Source organism: Arthrobacter sp. UYP4 (genome assembly GCF_057291175.1).
This window is the reverse complement of the sequence record NZ_JBXAVU010000002.1, coordinates 692,658-709,360: the sequence shown is the minus strand read 5'-3', so window position 1 is coordinate 709,360 and position 16,703 is coordinate 692,658. Positions and strand designations below refer to the sequence as shown.

The window sequence follows — 16,703 nt, the reverse complement described above, 5'->3', positions numbered from 1 at the left end:
CAGCAACCCGCGAACGCGGCAACCGGCCGGATGAGGCCTGTGGACTAGGCCGGGAGCTGCAGGACGGCACCCGTGAAGATGAGGTCCGCGTGGATCACGGTGTCGGCATTGGCGGCGAAGAGTGCCTGCCAGCCACCGTTGACGCCGAGCTTGCCGGCGATCGAGCTGAGGGTGTCACCCGACTGGATGGTGTAGGTCTCGCCGCTCAGTGCGACGGGAGCAACGGGGGCCTGGGCGACGGGAGCCTGGGCGACGACGGGTGCCTGGACCTGGACCGGTGCCTGGACCTGGACCGGAGCCTGGACCTGGACGGGTGCCTGGACCTGGACGGGGGCCTGGGCGACGGGAGCGACCGGTGCCGGAGCCTGCTGGAACTGCACGTCACCCGGGGCAGCGGTGCTGCTCAGCCCGAGCTGTGCCGAGCAGGAAGGCCATGCGCCCCAGCCCTGGCCGGCGAGGACGTTCTCGGCGACGGCGATCTGCTGCTCGCGGCTGGCGTTCTGGGGAGCGCCCTGGCCACCGAAGGCGGCCCAGGTGGAGGGGGTGAACTGCAGGCCACCGGAGAAGCCGTTCCCGGTGTTGATGCCCCAGTTTCCGCCGCTCTCGCACTGTGCCAGTGCATCCCAGTCGCTGGCGGGGGCGGCGTTGGCCGCTCCGGCCGCTGCGCCGAGGCCGAGGCCGGTGAGTGCTACTGCTGCGAGTCCGCGACGGGCGCTGGTGCTGAAGGAGTGTGTATTCATGGGGTTACGATGCTCCGAAAGGCCACCCGCACTAGGTCCGTCCCCGGACTTCTTCGCGCCGCTGCTCACCTTGACTTGAATAGAGGTCATGGTTCGGCAGCCGCCTGTTGAGCAACGAGCGGTGGAGGGCGGTGCCGGGCATTCATCGCTGCTCGTATGACGGCAGCTTTTTCGCTTCCCCGGACGGGGAACTACCTCCACCGTAAAGTAATTTCGTTTCGTTGCCAAACCGGTACGGCGCGGCGCTTGACATCGGGTCGAATCGAGGGAAGAAAATGTGGCCAAACTGAGGATCCTCTGCGACACTTGCGCACTGCGGGCCCCGGCAGGGAGCGCGGGAGCCCCATCGGCGCCGGAAAGGGCCCGGGCATAGCAGCCCGGACCCCTTCCCGTCCGTCCGGACGCGCCGGTCAGGCCGCTACGTACCCGTGCGGATCGAGCACGTACTTGGTCGCGGCTCCGGCGTCGAACTCCTCGTAGCCACGCGGTGCCTCCTCGAGTCCGATCGACTTGGCGTTGACGGCCTTCGCGATGGAGACGCGGTCGTGCAGGATGGCCATCATGAGGCTCCGGTTGTATTTCATGACCGGACACTGGCCCGTGGTGAAGGACAGTGACTTCGCCCACCCCGTGCCGAGGCTGAGGGACAGGGAGCCCACCTTCGCGGCGTCGTCGCCCGCTCCCGGGTCGCTGGTGACATACAGCCCCGGGATGCCCAGAGCGCCGCCGGCGGCCGTGATGTCCATGAGCGAGTTCAGGACCGTCGCCGGCGCCTCGGTCGCGGAACCGGAGCCGTGGCCCCGCGCCTCGAATCCGACGGCGTCCACGCCGCAGTCCACCTCGGGAACGCCGAGCAACTGCTCGACCTGGTCGCGGGGATCGCCCTTGGACACGTCCACCGTCTCGCAGCCGAAGCTCCGTGCCTGCGCCAGCCGCCCCTCGTTGAGGTCGCCCACGATGACGACGGCGGCGCCCAGGAGCTGCGCCGAGACGGCGGCGGCGAGGCCGACCGGACCGGCACCTGCGATGTAGACCGTGGAGCCGACCCCCACCCCGGCCGACACGGCGCCGTGGTAGCCCGTGGGGAAGATGTCCGAGAGCATCGTCAGATCCAGGATCTTCTCCAGGGCCTGGTCGCGGTCCGGGAACTTCAGCAGGTTCCAGTCGGCGTAGGGGACCAGGACGTACTCGGCCTGCCCGCCCACCCAGCCGCCCATGTCCACGTAGCCGTAGGCGCTGCCGGGCCGGTCCGGGTTGACGTTGAGGCAGATGCCGGTCTTGCGCTCCTTGCAGTTGCGGCACCGGCCGCACGCGATGTTGAAGGGGACGGAACAGATGTCCCCCTTCTTGATGAATTCGACGTCGCGTCCCACTTCCACGACCTCGCCGGTGATCTCGTGGCCGAGGACGAGGTCCGCCGGAGCCGAGGTGCGGCCCCGGACCATGTGCTGGTCCGATCCGCAGATATTGGTGGTGACGGTCTTGAGGATCACACCGTGGTGGACGGCCCGGCCCACATTGGCCGGGTTCACCCCCGGTCCGTCCTTGAGTTCGAAGGTGGGGTAGTCGATGTCGATGACCTCGACCTTCCCTGGTCCCTTGTACGCAACAGCTCTGTTACCGCTCATGGAACTTCCTCTCCTGCCTGCACTGGTGCGTCCGGTGTGCCCGGGCGCCGTCGCCGGCGCGCCCCGACGAAGGCGACGCGCTGGTAGCGCCGAACCTACAGTGCGGGGGGTCGCATCGACGTTGCATCTCCGCCTCCCCGCATGTTGCGGCCCGGGGCGCGGCGGGAGAGGGTGGCTGTATGACTGGGACCGTGCTCGTGACCGGCGCCACCTCCGGTATCGGAGCTGAATTCGCGCGACAGTTCGCGGCGCGCGGCTGCGACCTGGTGCTGGTCGCCCGGGCCGCCGGTCCGCTCGAGGAGACGGCGGCCGCGCTGCGGACCCGCTGGGGCGTGCAGGTCGAGACCCTCGCAGCAGACCTCCTCGACGAGGACGGCCTGGCCCGGGTGCTCGCCCGCCTCGACGGCGGGCACGACGCGGGCGATACCGGGTCCCCGGCAGCGGATCGGTCGCAGCCCGGCGTCCGGCCCGTGACCGTGCTGGTCAACAACGCCGGGTACGGGCTGGTCCGGCCGTTCGCGGACAATACGCTCGACGACGAGGTCCGGCACCTGCGCATCCACGTGGAGGTGCCGCTCACCCTCGCCCACGCCGCCCTGCAGTCCATGCGCCCCCGCCGCGAGGGGACGATCATCAACGTGGCGAGCGTCGCCGGCTTCACCCCGAGAGCGACCTACGGAGCGGCGAAGGCGGCGATGATCAGCTTCAGCCGCTGGGCGAACCTCACCTACGGGCCCGAGGGCATCCGGGTGACGGCGGTCTGCCCCGGCTTCGTGCACACCGAGTTCCACCAGCGCATGGGGGTCGACACATCGAGCGTGCCGGAGGTCCTGTGGCTCGACGCCGGCCTCGTCGTCCGTGAGGGGCTGAGGGACACGGCCGCGGGCCGGGCCGTGTCGATCCCGAGCCTGCGCTACAAGGCGCTCACGGCGCTGGCGCGTGTGGCGCCGTCGTCGATCGTGGCACGCTTCGCGACGCGCGGCCGCTGACCGGCGGCACTTCCGGCCCCTCCCACCGAGCGGCGGCGGACACGGGGCGCCCGAGGGACGCCTGCGCCGTCGTGCCCGTCGGCGGACCTCGTCAGGACGTCGCTCCTCCGCTGTCCCAGCTGTCCGGCTCGGCCGCCGCGTCCTCGGGGTGGCGATCCTCGTGCGGGTCCGCGGGTGTGCCCTCGCCGTTGAACGCCGCCGGCACGGCGCCTGCGGCATGGGTGTCCTGCTGGTCGCGGATCGTGGCGGCGGGCTGCCCGGCCGATCCCGCGGAAGGGTCCAGGACGTCGTTCCGGCGATCCCCGTCGGGATGGCCGTCGCCGTGCTGACCGCCGGTCGCGTCCGACGCCGGGTCGGCCGTCGCGGGGGCGCCCTCATTCCCGGAGCCCTGCTCGCTGCGCCGCGCTTCCTTTTCGGCAGGCGGGACCGGCACCGCGGGGCCGAGGGGATGATCGGCGGGAAGGGCTGCGCCGCCGGGGTTCCCTGCGCTGCTGCTTGACTCGGTCATCGTGCTCCTTCTGGTCGGTGCGTCGGGGCGGGCGTCGGCCGGCCCGAGCGGGGAGTGGCATCGCGAACACTACGTGAGGACCGTGGCCCCCTGCCGCCTGCCCGGCCGCTTGTCCAGACCCTGTCCTCTCCCGATGCCGGGACGGCGGGGAGAAGGTCGGTAAGTATGCTTATGATAAGGGACCAGAGGTGACGAAGGATGCCCCTTACAAGGAGGTAGGACGATGGCAGGTTACTTCAAACTGGTGGACGCTCACGATGACGGTTTCCGCGTGAAACTGACCGCTCCGGACGGAACGCTCGTGGCAGTATCCACCTTCTACGCTTCGAAGGAAGAGGCGATCGCCGGGATCGAACTCATCCGGGAGATCGCCGGGACCGGGCCCGTGGTGGACCACAGCCGGGCCGAATCGGTGGACCAGGACGAGCTCCTCCTGGGACTGCAGGAGACGCCCGAACGACATGCGAGGGTGCGGCACGACGCCTAGGGGTCCGCCCTCCTCGACGTACTGCAGGAGGGCCACCCGCGCGGTGTACGACTGTATACAATGACGCCGGACGTGGAATAGGATGGGGCTATTCCACAATCTCTCTGAAGGGAGCCAACGTCATGTCGACCGCGGACTCATTCGGCGCGAAGGGCGTACTCGACGTCGCCGGCGCCCACTACGAAATTTTCAGGCTGAGCGCCGTCGAGGGCGCCGAGAACCTCCCGTTCAGCCTCAAGGTGCTGCTGGAGAATCTGCTCCGCACCGAGGACGGCGCGAACATCACGGCCGACCACGTCCGCGCGCTCGCGCAGTGGGACGCGGCGGCCGAGCCCGACACGGAGATCCAGTTCACGCCCGCGCGCGTCATCATGCAGGACTTCACCGGCGTCCCGTGCGTCGTCGACCTCGCAACGATGCGTGAGGCCGTCGTCGACCTCGGTGGCGACCCCAAGCGTGTGAACCCGCTCGCCCCGGCAGAGATGGTCATCGACCACTCCGTGCAGATCGACGCCTTCGGCAATGCCGGGGCCCTCGAGCGCAACATGGAGATCGAGTACCAGCGCAACGGGGAGCGGTACCAGTTCCTCCGCTGGGGACAGACCGCGTTCGACGACTTCAAGGTCGTCCCGCCGGGCATGGGCATCGTCCACCAGGTCAACCTCGAGTACCTGGCCCGCACCGTCATGACCCGTGAGGTCGACGGCGTGGTGCGTGCCTACCCCGACACGTGCGTCGGCACCGACTCCCACACCACGATGGTCAACGGCCTGGGCGTGCTCGGCTGGGGCGTCGGCGGCATCGAGGCCGAGGCTGCGATGCTCGGCCAGCCCGTCTCGATGCTCATCCCACGCGTCGTCGGCTTCAAGCTCACCGGTGACATCCCCGCCGGCGCCACTGCGACCGACGTCGTCCTCACCATCACCCAGATGCTGCGCAAGCACGGCGTCGTCGGCAAGTTCGTCGAGTTCTACGGCGAAGGCGTCGCCTCCGTGCCGCTCGCCAACCGCGCCACCATCGGCAACATGAGCCCCGAATTCGGTTCCACCGCCGCCATGTTCCCGATCGACGACGTCACGCTCGACTACCTGCGCCTCACCGGCCGCCCGGCCGAGAACGTGGCACTCGTGGAGTCGTACGCCAAGGAGCAGGGCCTCTGGCACGACCCGTCCCGCGAGATCCGTTTCTCCGAGTACCTCGAACTGGACCTCTCGACCGTCGTCCCGTCGATCGCCGGACCGAAGCGCCCGCAGGACCGCGTGGAGCTCAGCAAGTCCAAGGACCAGTTCCGCGAGGACCTGCGCAACTACTCGAACGACCCCGACCTGACGTTCGCTCCGGGCGGCACCGTGGACGAGTCCTCGCAGGAGAGCTTCCCGGCATCGGACTCGCCGAGCTTCACGCCCGGGACGACGTCGTCGGTCACGGACGAGAACTCCGAGCCCCGCGAGACCGTCGGAGCGGGTGCCGGCTCCACTCGGCCGTCGAAGAAGGTCGCGGTCACCATGAAGGACGGCCGCGAGTTCGAGCTGGACCACGGCGCCGTGAGCATCGCGTCGATCACGTCCTGCACGAACACGTCCAACCCGTCGGTCATGCTCGCCGCCGCCGTGCTGGCGCGCAACGCCGTCGAGAAGGGCCTCGTGTCCAAGCCGTGGGTCAAGACCTCCGTGGCCCCGGGCTCGAAGGTCGTCACCGACTACTACGAGAAGTCGGGTCTGATCCCGTACCTCGAGAAGCTCGGGTTCTTCACGGTCGGCTACGGCTGCGCCACGTGCATCGGCAACTCCGGTCCGCTGGAGGACGAGATCTCGCAGGCGATCCAGGACAACGACCTCGCCGTGACGGCCGTCCTGTCCGGCAACCGCAACTTCGAGGGCCGGATCAACCCGGACGTCAAGATGAACTACCTGGCGTCGCCGCCGCTGGTGGTCGCCTACGCCCTGGCAGGCACCATGGACTTCGACTTCGACACCGAGCCCCTCGGCCAGGACGAAGCCGGCAACGACGTCTTCCTGAAGGACATCTGGCCGAACCCGGTCGAGGTCCAGCAGGTCATCGACTCCTCGATCGACGAGGACATGTTCACGTCGAGCTACGCGACGATCTTCGAGGGCGACGAGCGGTGGCAGTCCCTGCCCACGCCCGACGGCGCGACCTTCGCCTGGGATCCCGAGTCCACCTACGTGCGGAAGCCACCGTACTTCGAGGGCATGCAGCGCGAGGCGAGCCCGGTCGAGGACATCGACGGCGCACGCGTGCTCCTGAAGCTCGGCGACTCGGTCACCACCGACCACATCTCGCCCGCGGGATCCTTCAAGTCGGACACCCCGGCCGGCCGCTACCTGACCGAGAAGGGCGTGCAGCGCAAGGACTTCAACTCCTACGGTTCGCGCCGTGGCAACCACGAGGTCATGATCCGCGGCACCTTCGCGAACATCCGCATCAAGAACCAGCTCCTGGACGGTGTCGAGGGCGGGTTCACGAAGGACTTCTCGCAGCCGGACGCGCCGCAGGCCGCCGTCTACGACGCCGCCGAGAACTACCGCGCGGCCGGCACGCCGCTGGTGGTCCTCGCCGGCAAGGAGTACGGCTCCGGCTCGTCGCGTGACTGGGCGGCCAAGGGCACCGCGCTGCTGGGCGTCAAGGCCGTCGTCGCCGAGAGCTACGAGCGTATCCACCGGTCGAACCTGATCGGCATGGGCGTCCTGCCGCTGCAGTACCCCGAAGGCCAGAACGCCGAGTCCCTGGGCCTCACCGGCACGGAGACCTTCGCGGTCAGCGGGGTCACCGAGCTCAACGAGGGTCGCACCCCCCGCACGGTGAAGGTCACGGCTACCCCGGCCGACGGCGGCTCCGCCGTCGAGTTCGATGCCGTGCTGCGCATCGACACGCCGGGCGAGGCGGACTACTACCGCAACGGCGGCATCCTGCAGTACGTGCTGCGCCAGCTCGCGAGCTAGCGTCCACGAGGTTCCGGGCCGGGGTACCACCTCCCGGCCCGGACCGTCTGCAGGGCACCTGCCCTGCCCACCCGAACCACGACGAACCGAGGGGCGCCATGGCAGAGTCCACCGATCTATCGGCGCGCGTGGACGGCGACGCCATCTTCCGCGTCCTCCGCAGCGAGATCCTCGCCGGCGTCCACCCGCCGGGGACGGCGCTGCGTGAAGTGGTCATCTCCGAGCGGTTCGGCGTCTCGCGGACGCCCGTCCGGGAGGCCCTCAGCAGGCTGCAGCACGAGCGCCTGCTCGAACGGGCGGCGCGGGGACTCCAGGTGCCGCAGATCGACCCCCAGGAAGTCATCCAGATCTACGACCTGAGGGTCATGCTGGAGGAGGAGGCCGCCGGGCAGGCGGCCCTCAACCGGGGTACCGCGGACATCATGCGGCTCGAGGCGCTGCTGGAACGGGACCGCGGCGTCGTCGACCCGGACGACACCACCAAGGTCACGAACAACCTCGAGTTCCACACCTCGCTCTGGTCCGCGGCCCGGAACCCCATCCTGATGGACCTCCTGCAGCGGCTCTCCACCCACCTCATCCACACGCCCCGTTCCACGCTGTCCGTCGGGCACCGCTGGCAGGAAGTGCTCGTCGAGCACGAGGCGCTGATCAGTGCGATCACCGATCGGCGCAGCGACGACGCCCGTGCCATCGCCCGCACGCACCTCGAGAAGGCCCGTACGCTCCGCCTGCACCTGCTCCGCACCACCGCGGCGGACTGAGCGTGGCGGACCACCGGACGCGGCTCCTGCTCGACGTCGACACGGGTATCGACGACGCCGTCGCCCTGCTGTACCTGCTCGCCACACCGGGGACGAGCATCGAGGCCATCACCTGCACGGCCGGCAACGTCGGGGCGCGGCAGGTGGCGATCAACAACCTGGCCCTGCTCGAGCTGTGCGGCCGTGCCGGCATCGAGGTGGCCCTCGGCAGCGAGGTCCCGCTCGAGATCCCCCTCGTCACGACCGAGGAGACCCACGGCGACCAGGGGATCGGCTACGCGGTTCTTCCATCCCCCCGCGGGCATATCTCCTCCCGGCACGCGGTGGACGTGTGGCTCGACGCGGTGCGCTGCCACCCCGGGCAGATCACCGGACTGGTCACGGGACCGCTCACCAACCTGGCGCTGGCCCTGCGCGCGGAGCCGGATCTCCCGATGCTCCTGAAGGGACTCGTGATCATGGGCGGGGCGTTCCACCATCCGGGGAACACGACACCGGTGGCGGAGTGGAACACCCATGTGGACCCGCACGCGGCCAAGGAGGTCTTCGCCGCCTACGAGGGCCTGCCCCTGGAGAAGCTGCCCGTGGTGTGCGCGCTCGAGACCACGGAGCGCATCGAGTGCACCCCCGCCCACGTCGACGCCGTCGCGCGGGCGGCGGGTGCGGCGCCGGAGGTCCTGGACCCGGACGACCCCGACGGCACCCGCAGTGGCAGCGACAACACCGTCGTCGCCTGCATCTCCGACGCCCTCCGCTTCTACATGGAGTTCCACCGGCTGTACGACCAGGGCTACATCGCCCACCTGCACGACCTCTTCGCGGCGATGGTGGCGACCGGCGAGGCGGGATTCGAGGAGCGGCTCGCGACGGTCGACGTCGAGACGGAGTCCCCGCTGACGTTCGGGCAGACGGTCGCGGACGTCGCCGGGATGTGGAAGCGGGCGCCGAACGCGCGGATCGTCACGCGCAACGATCCGGCGGCGGTGTTCGATGTGATGGTCCGCCGCCTGTCGGACCTGGCGAGGATGCACGGCTGAGGGTGTCCGCCCGTGCCTTCGGCAGGGCATGGCTTCCAGCTGCGGGCCACCGCCGTCCGGAGGCACGGCCGGTCGCCGGGACCGACGCTCGCGGCGGGGCCCCGGTACACTGGTAGCTGCCCGCACCGCCGCGCGGCCGGCGCCGAGGTGACATGAGGTGCGTCCTCCCCGTCCATTGCGCCCAAGGAATATCGTGAGTTCATCCCTGACCCTCGCAGCCGGCACCGCCGTGCAGCGGCCGCGACGCCTGCTCCTCGCCCTCGGCGGAGCACTCATCGTCGCCACCTACCTGTTCCTCGTGATCGTCCAGCCCGCGGAGATCGCCGGCGGCATGGGCAGCACGGCGTCGCTCGTCTCCCTCTTCGGATTCCTCGGCGGCGGTGCGCTCCTGGTCGGCGGCATCCTGCCGATGCTGAGCACCAGCTCGCTCGTGGTCATGCCCCTCGGTATCGCGCTGAACATCGCCATCGGGCAGGTGGCCGGGACGCTGGGCCTGCAGATCTACCTCGATGCGATCGGGACCGTCCTCGTCGCCGTCCTCGCAGGTCCCGCTGCCGGAGCGGCCACCGGAGCGATCAGCAACGCCATCTGGGGGCTCTTCAACCCGTTCGCACTGCCCTTCGCGGCCGGCGCCGCACTCATCGGGCTGCTCGCCGGCATGGCGGCGAAGTACGGTGCGTTCCGCAGGGTGTACCTGGCGCCGGTCGCGGGCCTCGTCGTCGGGGCGATCGGCGGACTCGTGGCCGCACCGGTGGCCGTCTTCATGTTCGGCGCGGCAGGGACCTTCGGGACCAATGCGATCATCGCGGTGTTCCGCTCGATGGGGGACAAGCTGCTGGTCGCAGCGACCAAGCAGGGGCTGCTGTCGGATTCGCTGGACAAGGTCGTGGTCTTCGTCCTCGTGGCGCTCGTCGTCTATGCGCTCCCGCCGCGTGCGGTGCGCCAGTTCCCGTTCGCACGCGCCCACCGCGTTCTCGGCGCCAGGACAGGCACGCCCGCGCGATCGGCGAACGGGAACGACGCCGGCGCCGCCTGACCCATGCCGCGCCGCAGGATCTACAACCCGCTGACCGAGCTGCTCGCCGCAGTCCTGCTGGTGGTCCTCGTCCTCGTGGTGAACCGCTGGGAGTTCTCCCTCGCGGTCCTCGTGCTCGTGGTGGTGCCCGCCGTCCTGGTGTCCGGCAGGCCCCGGCAGATCGGCCTGGCGGTCCTCCTGGTGGCGGGACCGCTCGTCCTCTCGTCCCTGCTGCTGCACGGCCTGTTCTATCCCGAGGGCCGCACTGTCCTGCTCGACCTCGGGATCGCCCGGGTCACGACGGAGGGCCTGTCCTTCGCCGCCGCCATGGGGCTGCGCATGGGCGTGTTCGCCGGGGTGCTGCTTCCGGCCGCGATGACGCTCGACATCCCCGAGCTCCTGGCCACCATGACGCACCGCGGGTGGAATCGGAAGCTGGTGTTCGTCGTGGGTTCCGCAGTGGGGCTCATCCCGCACGTCGCGATGCGTGCACGGCAGATCACGCGCTCGCAGCAGGCGCGCGGACTCGTCGTCGGACGCGGCCCGGTGTCCCGCGTCCGCGCACTGCTGGCCGTCCTGACACCGCTGGTCATCGGCCTCCTCGTGGATGCCTCCGAGCGCAACTCCATGCTCGAGGCCCGCAGCTTCTCGTCCGGTGTGACACGTACGAGCTACCTGCCGGACACGGACACCGTCCGCCAGCGGGGTGTGCGGCGTGCCATGGTCGTCGCGGTCGGGGTGTTCTCCGTGGTCTGGCTCGTCGGCCCGGGCGCCGCATGATCAGCCTCGAGGGCGAATCCTTCGCCTACGACGAGGGCGTGCCCGTCCTCGCCGACGTCGCCCTCACCGTGGGCCCGGGGGAGTACCTGGTCGTCGCGGGAGCCTCCGGCTCGGGCAAGACGACGCTGGCCCGGTTGCTCGCCGGGCAGACCGGTGCGGCCGCGGGCTCGGTCTTCCGCGGATCGATCACGCTCGACGGCGAGACGATCCGTTGTGCCGGTGCGCCCACCGACCCGCGCGTCGACCCCGCGGCCTGGAGCACGCACGTCGCCTATGTGGCGCAGGGCGCGTGGGGACAGCTGTCCATGATGTGCGCCACCGTCGGTGAGGAGATCGCCTTCGGCCCCTCCAATCGCGGCATCCCCACCGCTCAGCTGCGGGACGGGGTGCACGAGATCGCCGCTGCCCTGGCCTTGACCCCGCTCCTGGACCGCGACCCGCGCCGGCTGTCCGGCGGCCAGCTCCAGCGCACCCTCATCGCCGCGGCGATGGTCCAGCGCCCGCGCGTACTGGTCCTCGACGAGCCCTTCCAGGGTCTCGACGCCGACGCGGTACGGGACATCGCGGCAGCCCTGGCCGCCCTGCGGCGGGACGGGACCGCGGTCGTGGTCTGCGAACCGATGCTGCCCCGGACCGCGCCGCAGGACGCCCGCGTCCTGGCGCTCGCGGACGGCCGCCCGGTGTTCGCGGGTCCCCTGGCGGAGGCCCGCCGGGCAGGACTGCGCCGCTACGGCATCGGGACGGCGGGCGATCCGCCGCGCCCCGCCGCAGGCCCCGCAGCGGGTCCCGACCAGCCCCGGACGGTGCCGGCCGCCCCCGCGCTGGTCGCGCTCGAGGGAGTCACCTTCCGTCATCGCGAGGCCGGACCGGCGGCCGCACCCGCCGTGCTGCGGGGGGTCGACCTCACCGTCCTGCCGGGGGAGATCATCGCGGTGAGGGGTGCCAACGGCTCGGGGAAATCGACGCTGCTGCAGCACCTCAACGGCCTGCACCGGGCGGACGGCGGCTCCGTGACGGTGGACGGGGTGCCGATCGTCCGTCAGCCGACGGGTACCCTCGCCGCCACGGTCGGGTACCTGTTCCAGGACACGGACCAGCAGCTCTTCGAGCGGACGGCGCTGCGCGAGGTGACCTTCGGGCCGCTGGCCACGGGCGTCCGCAGGGGTGCGGCCGTCCGGCGGGCGTCGGCCGCGCTCGACGGTGTGGGACTCGGAGCGCTGGCGGACGCCCACCCCTACGAACTGGGCTTCGTCCAGCGGCGCCTGGTGGCCCTCGCCTCCATCATCGCGACAGGGCCGGCCGTGTGGGCGCTCGACGAACCGACCGCGGGCCTCGACGAGGCCGCGCGCACACTGCTGGCAGGCCTGCTGGCCCGGCACGCGCAAGGGGGAGGGGCCGTCGTCCTGGCGACCCACGATGCCGCGTTCGCCGATGCCGTCGCACATCGGACCATCTGGCTCGAGGACGGCAGGATCGTGGCCGGGCGTCCCGGGCCCGACGCCTGATCGCCCTCCCGCAGGGCACGACCAGCCCCTAGGGTGGGACCCATGGACCTCCTGCGCGAGCGGCACCGCACCATCCCTACGCGGGGCGCCGACCTCGCCGTCTTCGAGTACGGGGCGGACCCCCGGGCCGATGCACCGTCCATCGTCTTCGTGCACGGGTACCCCGACGACCATCGGGTGTTCTCCCCCGTCCTGCGCGAGCTCGCGCCCACGCACCACCTCGTGGCCTTCGACACCCGGAACGCCGGACGGTCGCGCACGCTGGGCGGCGCCGGCTTCACCCTGGCGGAACTGGTCGACGACGTGTTCGCCGTGCTCGAGGCCGTCGGGGCCCCGGGCGGGGTTCGGCTCGTCGGCCACGACTGGGGATCCATCCAGGGCTGGGCCGTGCTCCAGGACGAGCGCTCGCACGGGCTGGTGATCGACTACACCAGCATCTCCGGACCCGATCTCCGCCACTTCTCCCGCTGGCTGCGCGGGCGCTTCCGCCAGCCGCGGCTGGTGCCGCAGGGGCTCGGACAGGTGCTGCGCAGCTGGTACGTCGGGGCCTTCCGGCTGCCGGTCCTCCCGGAGCTGGTGTGGAAGTACGTCCTGACCCGGCGTTACGAGCTGACTGCGCGGCGGAACGTGGGAGCCGATCCCGTCCGTGGTCTCGCCCTGTACCGGACCACCCTGTCCTCGGCGGCCAGGCCGCCCCGGCCCACCCGGGTCCGGGTTCCCGTGCACGTCATCGTGCCGCTGAAGGATCCCTTCCTCTCGCCGCACCTCGTCGACGGCCTGGACGAGTGGATCGAGGACCTGACCGTCACCACCGTCCCCGGGGGCCACTGGTGGATCGCCTCGCGGGGCCGTGCGTTCGCCGAGCTGCTCGATCCCTCGCTGCGCGACCGTGCCTGACCGGCACTATGCCTCGAGCAGCCCCCGGATGTCCTCGGCGGTGAGGGCGGAACTGAAGACGGCGTCGTCGTCCATGACCGAGGTGAAGAGCTTGGCCTTCTGCTCCTTGAGCTTCATGACCTTCTCCTCGATCGTCCCCTTGGACACCATGCGGTAGACCATGACGTTCTTCGTCTGGCCGATCCGGTGCGTGCGGTCCACGGCCTGGGCCTCCGACGCGGGGTTCCACCAGGGATCCAGCAGGAAGCAGTAGTCCGCCTCGGTCAGGTTCAGGCCGAATCCGCCGGCCTTGAGGCTGATGAGGAACACCGGGGCCTTGCCGTCCTTGAAGGAGTCGATGACCTCGCCGCGGCTCCGCGTCGACCCGTCGAGGTAGGCGTACTCGATGCCGCGGGCGTCGAGCTGTTCGGCCGCCTTCTTCAGGTAGGACGTGAACTGGCTGAAGACCAGCGCGCGGTGTCCTTCGGCGAGGATGCCGTCGAGGTTCTCGAACAGCACCTCGAGCTTCGCGGACGGTACGCCCTCGTGCTCCGGATCGACGAGGGAGGCGTCGAGGCTGAGCATGCGCAGCAGGGTCAGCGAACGGAAGACGATCATGCGGTTCCGGTTCATGTCCTCGATCAGGCCGAGGAGCTTCTGCCGCTCCCGCTGCAGGTACGTCTCGTAGATGTGCCGGTGCTCGGGGTGGAGCTCCACCTCGAGGACCTGCTCCTGCTTCGGGGGCAGGTCGGAGGCGACCGCCTCCTTGGTGCGGCGCATCATCAGCGGGCGGATGCGCTTGCGCAGCCGGACCAGTGGCCGGTTGTCGCCGATCTTCTCGATCGGCGTCCGGTAGTCCTCCGTGAACTTCCGGGCCGAGGGGAAGAGGCCCGGCGCCACGATGTTGAACAGCGACCACAGCTCCATGAGGTTGTTCTCCATGGGCGTTCCGGTGATCGCCAGCTTGAAGGGCGCGTCGAAGTCCTTGGCCGCCTGGTGCACCTTGGACGCGCGGTTCTTCACGAACTGCGCCTCGTCGAGCACGAGCCCCGACCAGGGGAGGTCCTGGTAGGCGGGGAAGTCGAGCCGGAAGAGCGTGTACGAGGTGATGACGATGTCGGCGTCGCCGACCTGCTCGCGGATGGGGACCCCGGAGGCGCCCTGGGTGTCGTTGATCGCGACGACCCTGAGCCCCGGTGCGAAGCGGTGGGCCTCGTTGGACCAGTTCGGCACCACGGAGGTGGGTGCGACGACGAGGAACGGGGCGTCCAGCCCCCGGCTCTCCTTGGCGTAGGTCATGAGGGCCAGTGCCTGCAGGGTCTTGCCGAGCCCCATGTCGTCGGCGAGGACGCCCCCGAGCTGATGCCGCCACAGGAAGGCGAGCCAGCTGAAGCCCTCGGCCTGGTAGGGGCGCATCTCCGCGACCAGGCCGGCGGGGGCGGCCGTGGCCTCGACGTCCTTGAGCTCGAGCAGCCCGCTCACGGCCTCGCGCCACGACTGCGCCTGCTCGGTCTCCTCGGCGAGGTCCTCGAAGTCCGCCCAGAGTCCCGCCTGGTAACGGCTGATCTGCAGGCCGGTCTCCGGGTCCCACTCGCTCAGCGCGCGGGCCTCCTCGATCAGCTCCCGGAGCTGGTCGAACACGGGCTGCTCGAGGGACAGGTAGCTGTTGTCGACGAGCTTCAGCTTCTTCCGGCCCTGCGCCAGGGCCCGGAAGACGGAGTCGAAGGGGATGGTGCGGCCGCTGACCGTCACCATCACGCCGAGGTCGAACCAGTCACGGTTGTCCGTCTCGACGGTGCTGATGCGCAGTGTCGGCGTCTCCGTCAGTTCCGTGTAGTCGGGCTTCTCGCCGACGACCTCCACCGTCACGCCCTCGAGCTCCATCAGCTGGGGCAGCACGTCCTCCGCGAACTCCACGGCCTGCATGTCCTTCAGCTGCAGGGACTTGAGCGGCAGGGAGGCGAGCACGCTCCGCGCAGCAGCGGCGAGGCCGTCCTCGGCGTCGGCGTCGCGGTAGCCGTCATCACTGCCCGGACCGCCCCGGCGGAAGGGCCTGCGCTGGACCGCATCACCCAGCGGGTAGTCGAAGTGCCAGTCGAGGGTCACCGAGCCGTCCGCACCGTAGGCCGTGGTGAGGACGAGGACCGGTGGCTGGATCTCGGGGAGCTCCACGCTGCCGTCGCTGCTGTCCACCTCGATGGACTGTCGCAGCCTGGGGTAGTACTCCTGGAGGAAGAGGGACTTCTCCTCCTCGGGGACGACGACGGCGCGGCCGCGCTGCAGGAGCTCGATGTCCTTCGGCGTCAGCCTCCTGGAGGTCGGCGCCAGGGTGATGGTGTCGTCGGGGGCGACCGTGTAGATGCCGTGCGTGCTGATCACGTGCGCGGTGTCCGAGGGGTGGGGCTGCCCGTCGACGTCGAGCGCCGGGCAGAGCTGGAGGGCCCCGTCCTCGGTCTCCGTCGCGTCGAGCTTCAGGGTGGCGCGGCCCGCGAGTTCGATGCTCACGGACTTCTTGGATCCCACGAAGGCGATGCCGAGGCGCTGCGCCTCGTCCAGCAGCTGCCACAGGAGCGGATTGCTGAAGTCGTCGAGGTACAGCCAGGAGTCGTTGTTGCCGAAGTAGTTGACGCCCGTGCCGCGGTGCAGTGCCGGGAACTGCGAGAACCAGCGGTGCTGGTCCGGGTCGAGCTTCAACCCGTACGTCTGGTAGCTGATGCTGCCCCAGGACAGGTTGTTCTTGATCCACTTGCCCTTGCCGTTCTGGCTGACCGGCCGCACGCCGAGGCGGGTGTTGAGCGTCCGCTGCCCCTGGCGCTCGGCGGCCGACCCCCACCGCTGCACGGCCACTTCCGGCGTCCGCAGCTCGAACTGGAGGCCGAGGGGTGTCAGCGGGGCCGGTGGATCGGTCGAGGGGGCATCGGCCTCGAGCAGGTCCGTCAGGGAGGCCTGCCAGCCCTCCGGTGCGGACGGACGCGGCGCGGGGCGAGCACCGAGGTCGCGCTCGTGCTGGGCCAGCAGGTTCTCGGTGTTGCTCTGCAGGGCGGTGGCGGCGACGTGCTTGCAGTCCGCCCCGACGGGGCAGCTGCAGAAGTTCTCGAGGGGACGGAACCGTCCGTCGCCCTTCAGCCCGAGGCGGAGCTTGGTGCGGTAGTCGCTGGGCGCACTCCCGCGGACCTTCCCGGTCAGCAGCTTCGACTCGGCGTCCCAGGCGAGTGAGCTGACGGCGCCGTCCTTGGCGTAGGTCTGTCCGCGCTGGAAGGCGGCTCCGCCCACGACGCGGATGATGTCGGTGACATCGACCATGGGGTGGGTGGAAGTGGGCATAATTCCATGCTCTCACGCGGTGGTGACGCTCCCCGGCCACGGGGCATCCCTTTCGCTGCGGGTGACAGGCACCGGGTCGAGCGGCTC

The 16,703-nt window shown here is 70.3% G+C and carries 13 protein-coding genes; 9 read left to right on the top strand and 4 right to left on the bottom strand.

All coding sequences use genetic code 11. The features are described 5' to 3' along the window. Positions 1 to 44 precede the first annotated feature (44 nt). Both AC0Z9V_RS11905 and fdhA read right to left on the bottom strand, forming a co-directional pair. Entirely contained in the window at positions 45 to 740 is a 696-nt protein-coding gene (locus AC0Z9V_RS11905) for a LysM peptidoglycan-binding domain-containing protein (RefSeq protein ID WP_208739344.1), read from the bottom strand. A gap of 410 nt (positions 741 to 1,150) precedes the next feature. Then, entirely contained in the window at positions 1,151 to 2,368 is a 1,218-nt protein-coding gene (gene fdhA, locus AC0Z9V_RS11900) for a formaldehyde dehydrogenase, glutathione-independent (protein WP_133082908.1), read from the bottom strand. Between the two features lie 179 nt (positions 2,369 to 2,547). Between fdhA and AC0Z9V_RS11895 the strand changes: the two genes are divergently transcribed. Further along, on the top strand, positions 2,548 to 3,357 hold the full coding sequence (locus tag AC0Z9V_RS11895) for an SDR family NAD(P)-dependent oxidoreductase (protein WP_133082907.1): 810 nt from the start codon (positions 2,548 to 2,550) through the stop codon (positions 3,355 to 3,357). A gap of 91 nt (positions 3,358 to 3,448) precedes the next feature. Here AC0Z9V_RS11895 and AC0Z9V_RS11890 read toward each other — a convergent pair whose 3' ends face one another. After that, positions 3,449 to 3,865 carry a hypothetical protein gene (locus AC0Z9V_RS11890; RefSeq protein ID WP_485141635.1) on the bottom strand — a complete coding sequence of 139 codons (417 nt, stop codon included), beginning with the start codon at positions 3,863 to 3,865 and terminating at the stop codon, positions 3,449 to 3,451. 223 nt (positions 3,866 to 4,088) lie between these two features. Here AC0Z9V_RS11890 and AC0Z9V_RS11885 point away from each other — a divergent pair, with 223 nt between their 5' ends. The 8 genes from AC0Z9V_RS11885 (at position 4,089) to AC0Z9V_RS11850 (ending at position 13,313) form a co-directional block, all read left to right on the top strand. Beyond that, positions 4,089 to 4,352: a YegP family protein gene (locus AC0Z9V_RS11885; protein WP_133082905.1), complete on the top strand. Its 264-nt coding sequence runs from the start codon at positions 4,089 to 4,091 to the stop codon at positions 4,350 to 4,352. A 122-nt stretch (positions 4,353 to 4,474) separates the two neighbouring features. Further along, positions 4,475 to 7,315 carry an aconitate hydratase AcnA gene (acnA, locus tag AC0Z9V_RS11880; protein WP_485141634.1) on the top strand — a complete coding sequence of 947 codons (2,841 nt, stop codon included), beginning with the start codon at positions 4,475 to 4,477 and terminating at the stop codon, positions 7,313 to 7,315. A gap of 98 nt (positions 7,316 to 7,413) precedes the next feature. Further along, a complete protein-coding gene (locus AC0Z9V_RS11875; protein WP_133082903.1) occupies positions 7,414 to 8,079 on the top strand; it encodes a GntR family transcriptional regulator in 666 nt (221 codons plus the stop codon). A 2-nt stretch (positions 8,080 to 8,081) separates the two neighbouring features. Continuing rightward, positions 8,082 to 9,116 (top strand): nucleoside hydrolase, encoded by a 1,035-nt coding sequence (locus AC0Z9V_RS11870; RefSeq protein WP_133082902.1) that lies wholly within the window; start codon positions 8,082 to 8,084, stop codon positions 9,114 to 9,116. Positions 9,117 to 9,309: 193 nt separating this feature from the next. After that, positions 9,310 to 10,152, top strand: coding sequence for an ECF transporter S component (locus AC0Z9V_RS11865; protein WP_347876225.1), 843 nt, complete (start codon positions 9,310 to 9,312; stop codon positions 10,150 to 10,152). Positions 10,153 to 10,155: 3 nt separating this feature from the next. Next, positions 10,156 to 10,911: an energy-coupling factor transporter transmembrane component T gene (locus AC0Z9V_RS11860; protein WP_459288762.1), complete on the top strand. Its 756-nt coding sequence runs from the start codon at positions 10,156 to 10,158 to the stop codon at positions 10,909 to 10,911. Beyond that, positions 10,908 to 12,416 (top strand): ABC transporter ATP-binding protein, encoded by a 1,509-nt coding sequence (locus AC0Z9V_RS11855; protein ID WP_485141633.1) that lies wholly within the window; start codon positions 10,908 to 10,910, stop codon positions 12,414 to 12,416. The genes AC0Z9V_RS11860 and AC0Z9V_RS11855 overlap by 4 nt, the downstream gene beginning before the upstream one ends. A gap of 42 nt (positions 12,417 to 12,458) precedes the next feature. After that, positions 12,459 to 13,313 carry an alpha/beta fold hydrolase gene (locus AC0Z9V_RS11850; protein ID WP_485141632.1) on the top strand — a complete coding sequence of 285 codons (855 nt, stop codon included), beginning with the start codon at positions 12,459 to 12,461 and terminating at the stop codon, positions 13,311 to 13,313. Positions 13,314 to 13,319: 6 nt separating this feature from the next. On the opposite strand, the gene AC0Z9V_RS11845 is transcribed toward AC0Z9V_RS11850, so the two are convergent. Further along, positions 13,320 to 16,616, bottom strand: coding sequence for a DEAD/DEAH box helicase (locus AC0Z9V_RS11845; protein WP_485141631.1), 3,297 nt, complete (start codon positions 16,614 to 16,616; stop codon positions 13,320 to 13,322). Positions 16,617 to 16,703: the final 87 nt, after the last annotated feature.

Excerpts from the sequence above, each read along its gene's own strand:
- AC0Z9V_RS11890 (WP_485141635.1), bottom strand. The coding sequence starts at position 3,865 with ATGACCGAGTCAAGCAGCAGCGCAGGGAACCCCGGCGGCGCAGCCCTT.
- fdhA (WP_133082908.1), bottom strand. The coding sequence starts at position 2,368 with ATGAGCGGTAACAGAGCTGTTGCGTACAAGGGACCAGGGAAGGTCGAG.
- AC0Z9V_RS11895 (WP_133082907.1), top strand. The coding sequence starts at position 2,548 with ATGACTGGGACCGTGCTCGTGACCGGCGCCACCTCCGGTATCGGAGCT.
- acnA (WP_485141634.1), top strand. The coding sequence starts at position 4,475 with ATGTCGACCGCGGACTCATTCGGCGCGAAGGGCGTACTCGACGTCGCC.
- AC0Z9V_RS11855 (WP_485141633.1), top strand. The coding sequence starts at position 10,908 with ATGATCAGCCTCGAGGGCGAATCCTTCGCCTACGACGAGGGCGTGCCC.
- AC0Z9V_RS11875 (WP_133082903.1), top strand. The coding sequence starts at position 7,414 with ATGGCAGAGTCCACCGATCTATCGGCGCGCGTGGACGGCGACGCCATC.
- AC0Z9V_RS11905 (WP_208739344.1), bottom strand. The coding sequence starts at position 740 with ATGAATACACACTCCTTCAGCACCAGCGCCCGTCGCGGACTCGCAGCA.
- AC0Z9V_RS11845 (WP_485141631.1), bottom strand. The coding sequence starts at position 16,616 with ATGCCCACTTCCACCCACCCCATGGTCGATGTCACCGACATCATCCGC.
- AC0Z9V_RS11860 (WP_459288762.1), top strand. The coding sequence starts at position 10,156 with ATGCCGCGCCGCAGGATCTACAACCCGCTGACCGAGCTGCTCGCCGCA.
- AC0Z9V_RS11885 (WP_133082905.1), top strand. The coding sequence starts at position 4,089 with ATGGCAGGTTACTTCAAACTGGTGGACGCTCACGATGACGGTTTCCGC.
- AC0Z9V_RS11850 (WP_485141632.1), top strand. The coding sequence starts at position 12,459 with ATGGACCTCCTGCGCGAGCGGCACCGCACCATCCCTACGCGGGGCGCC.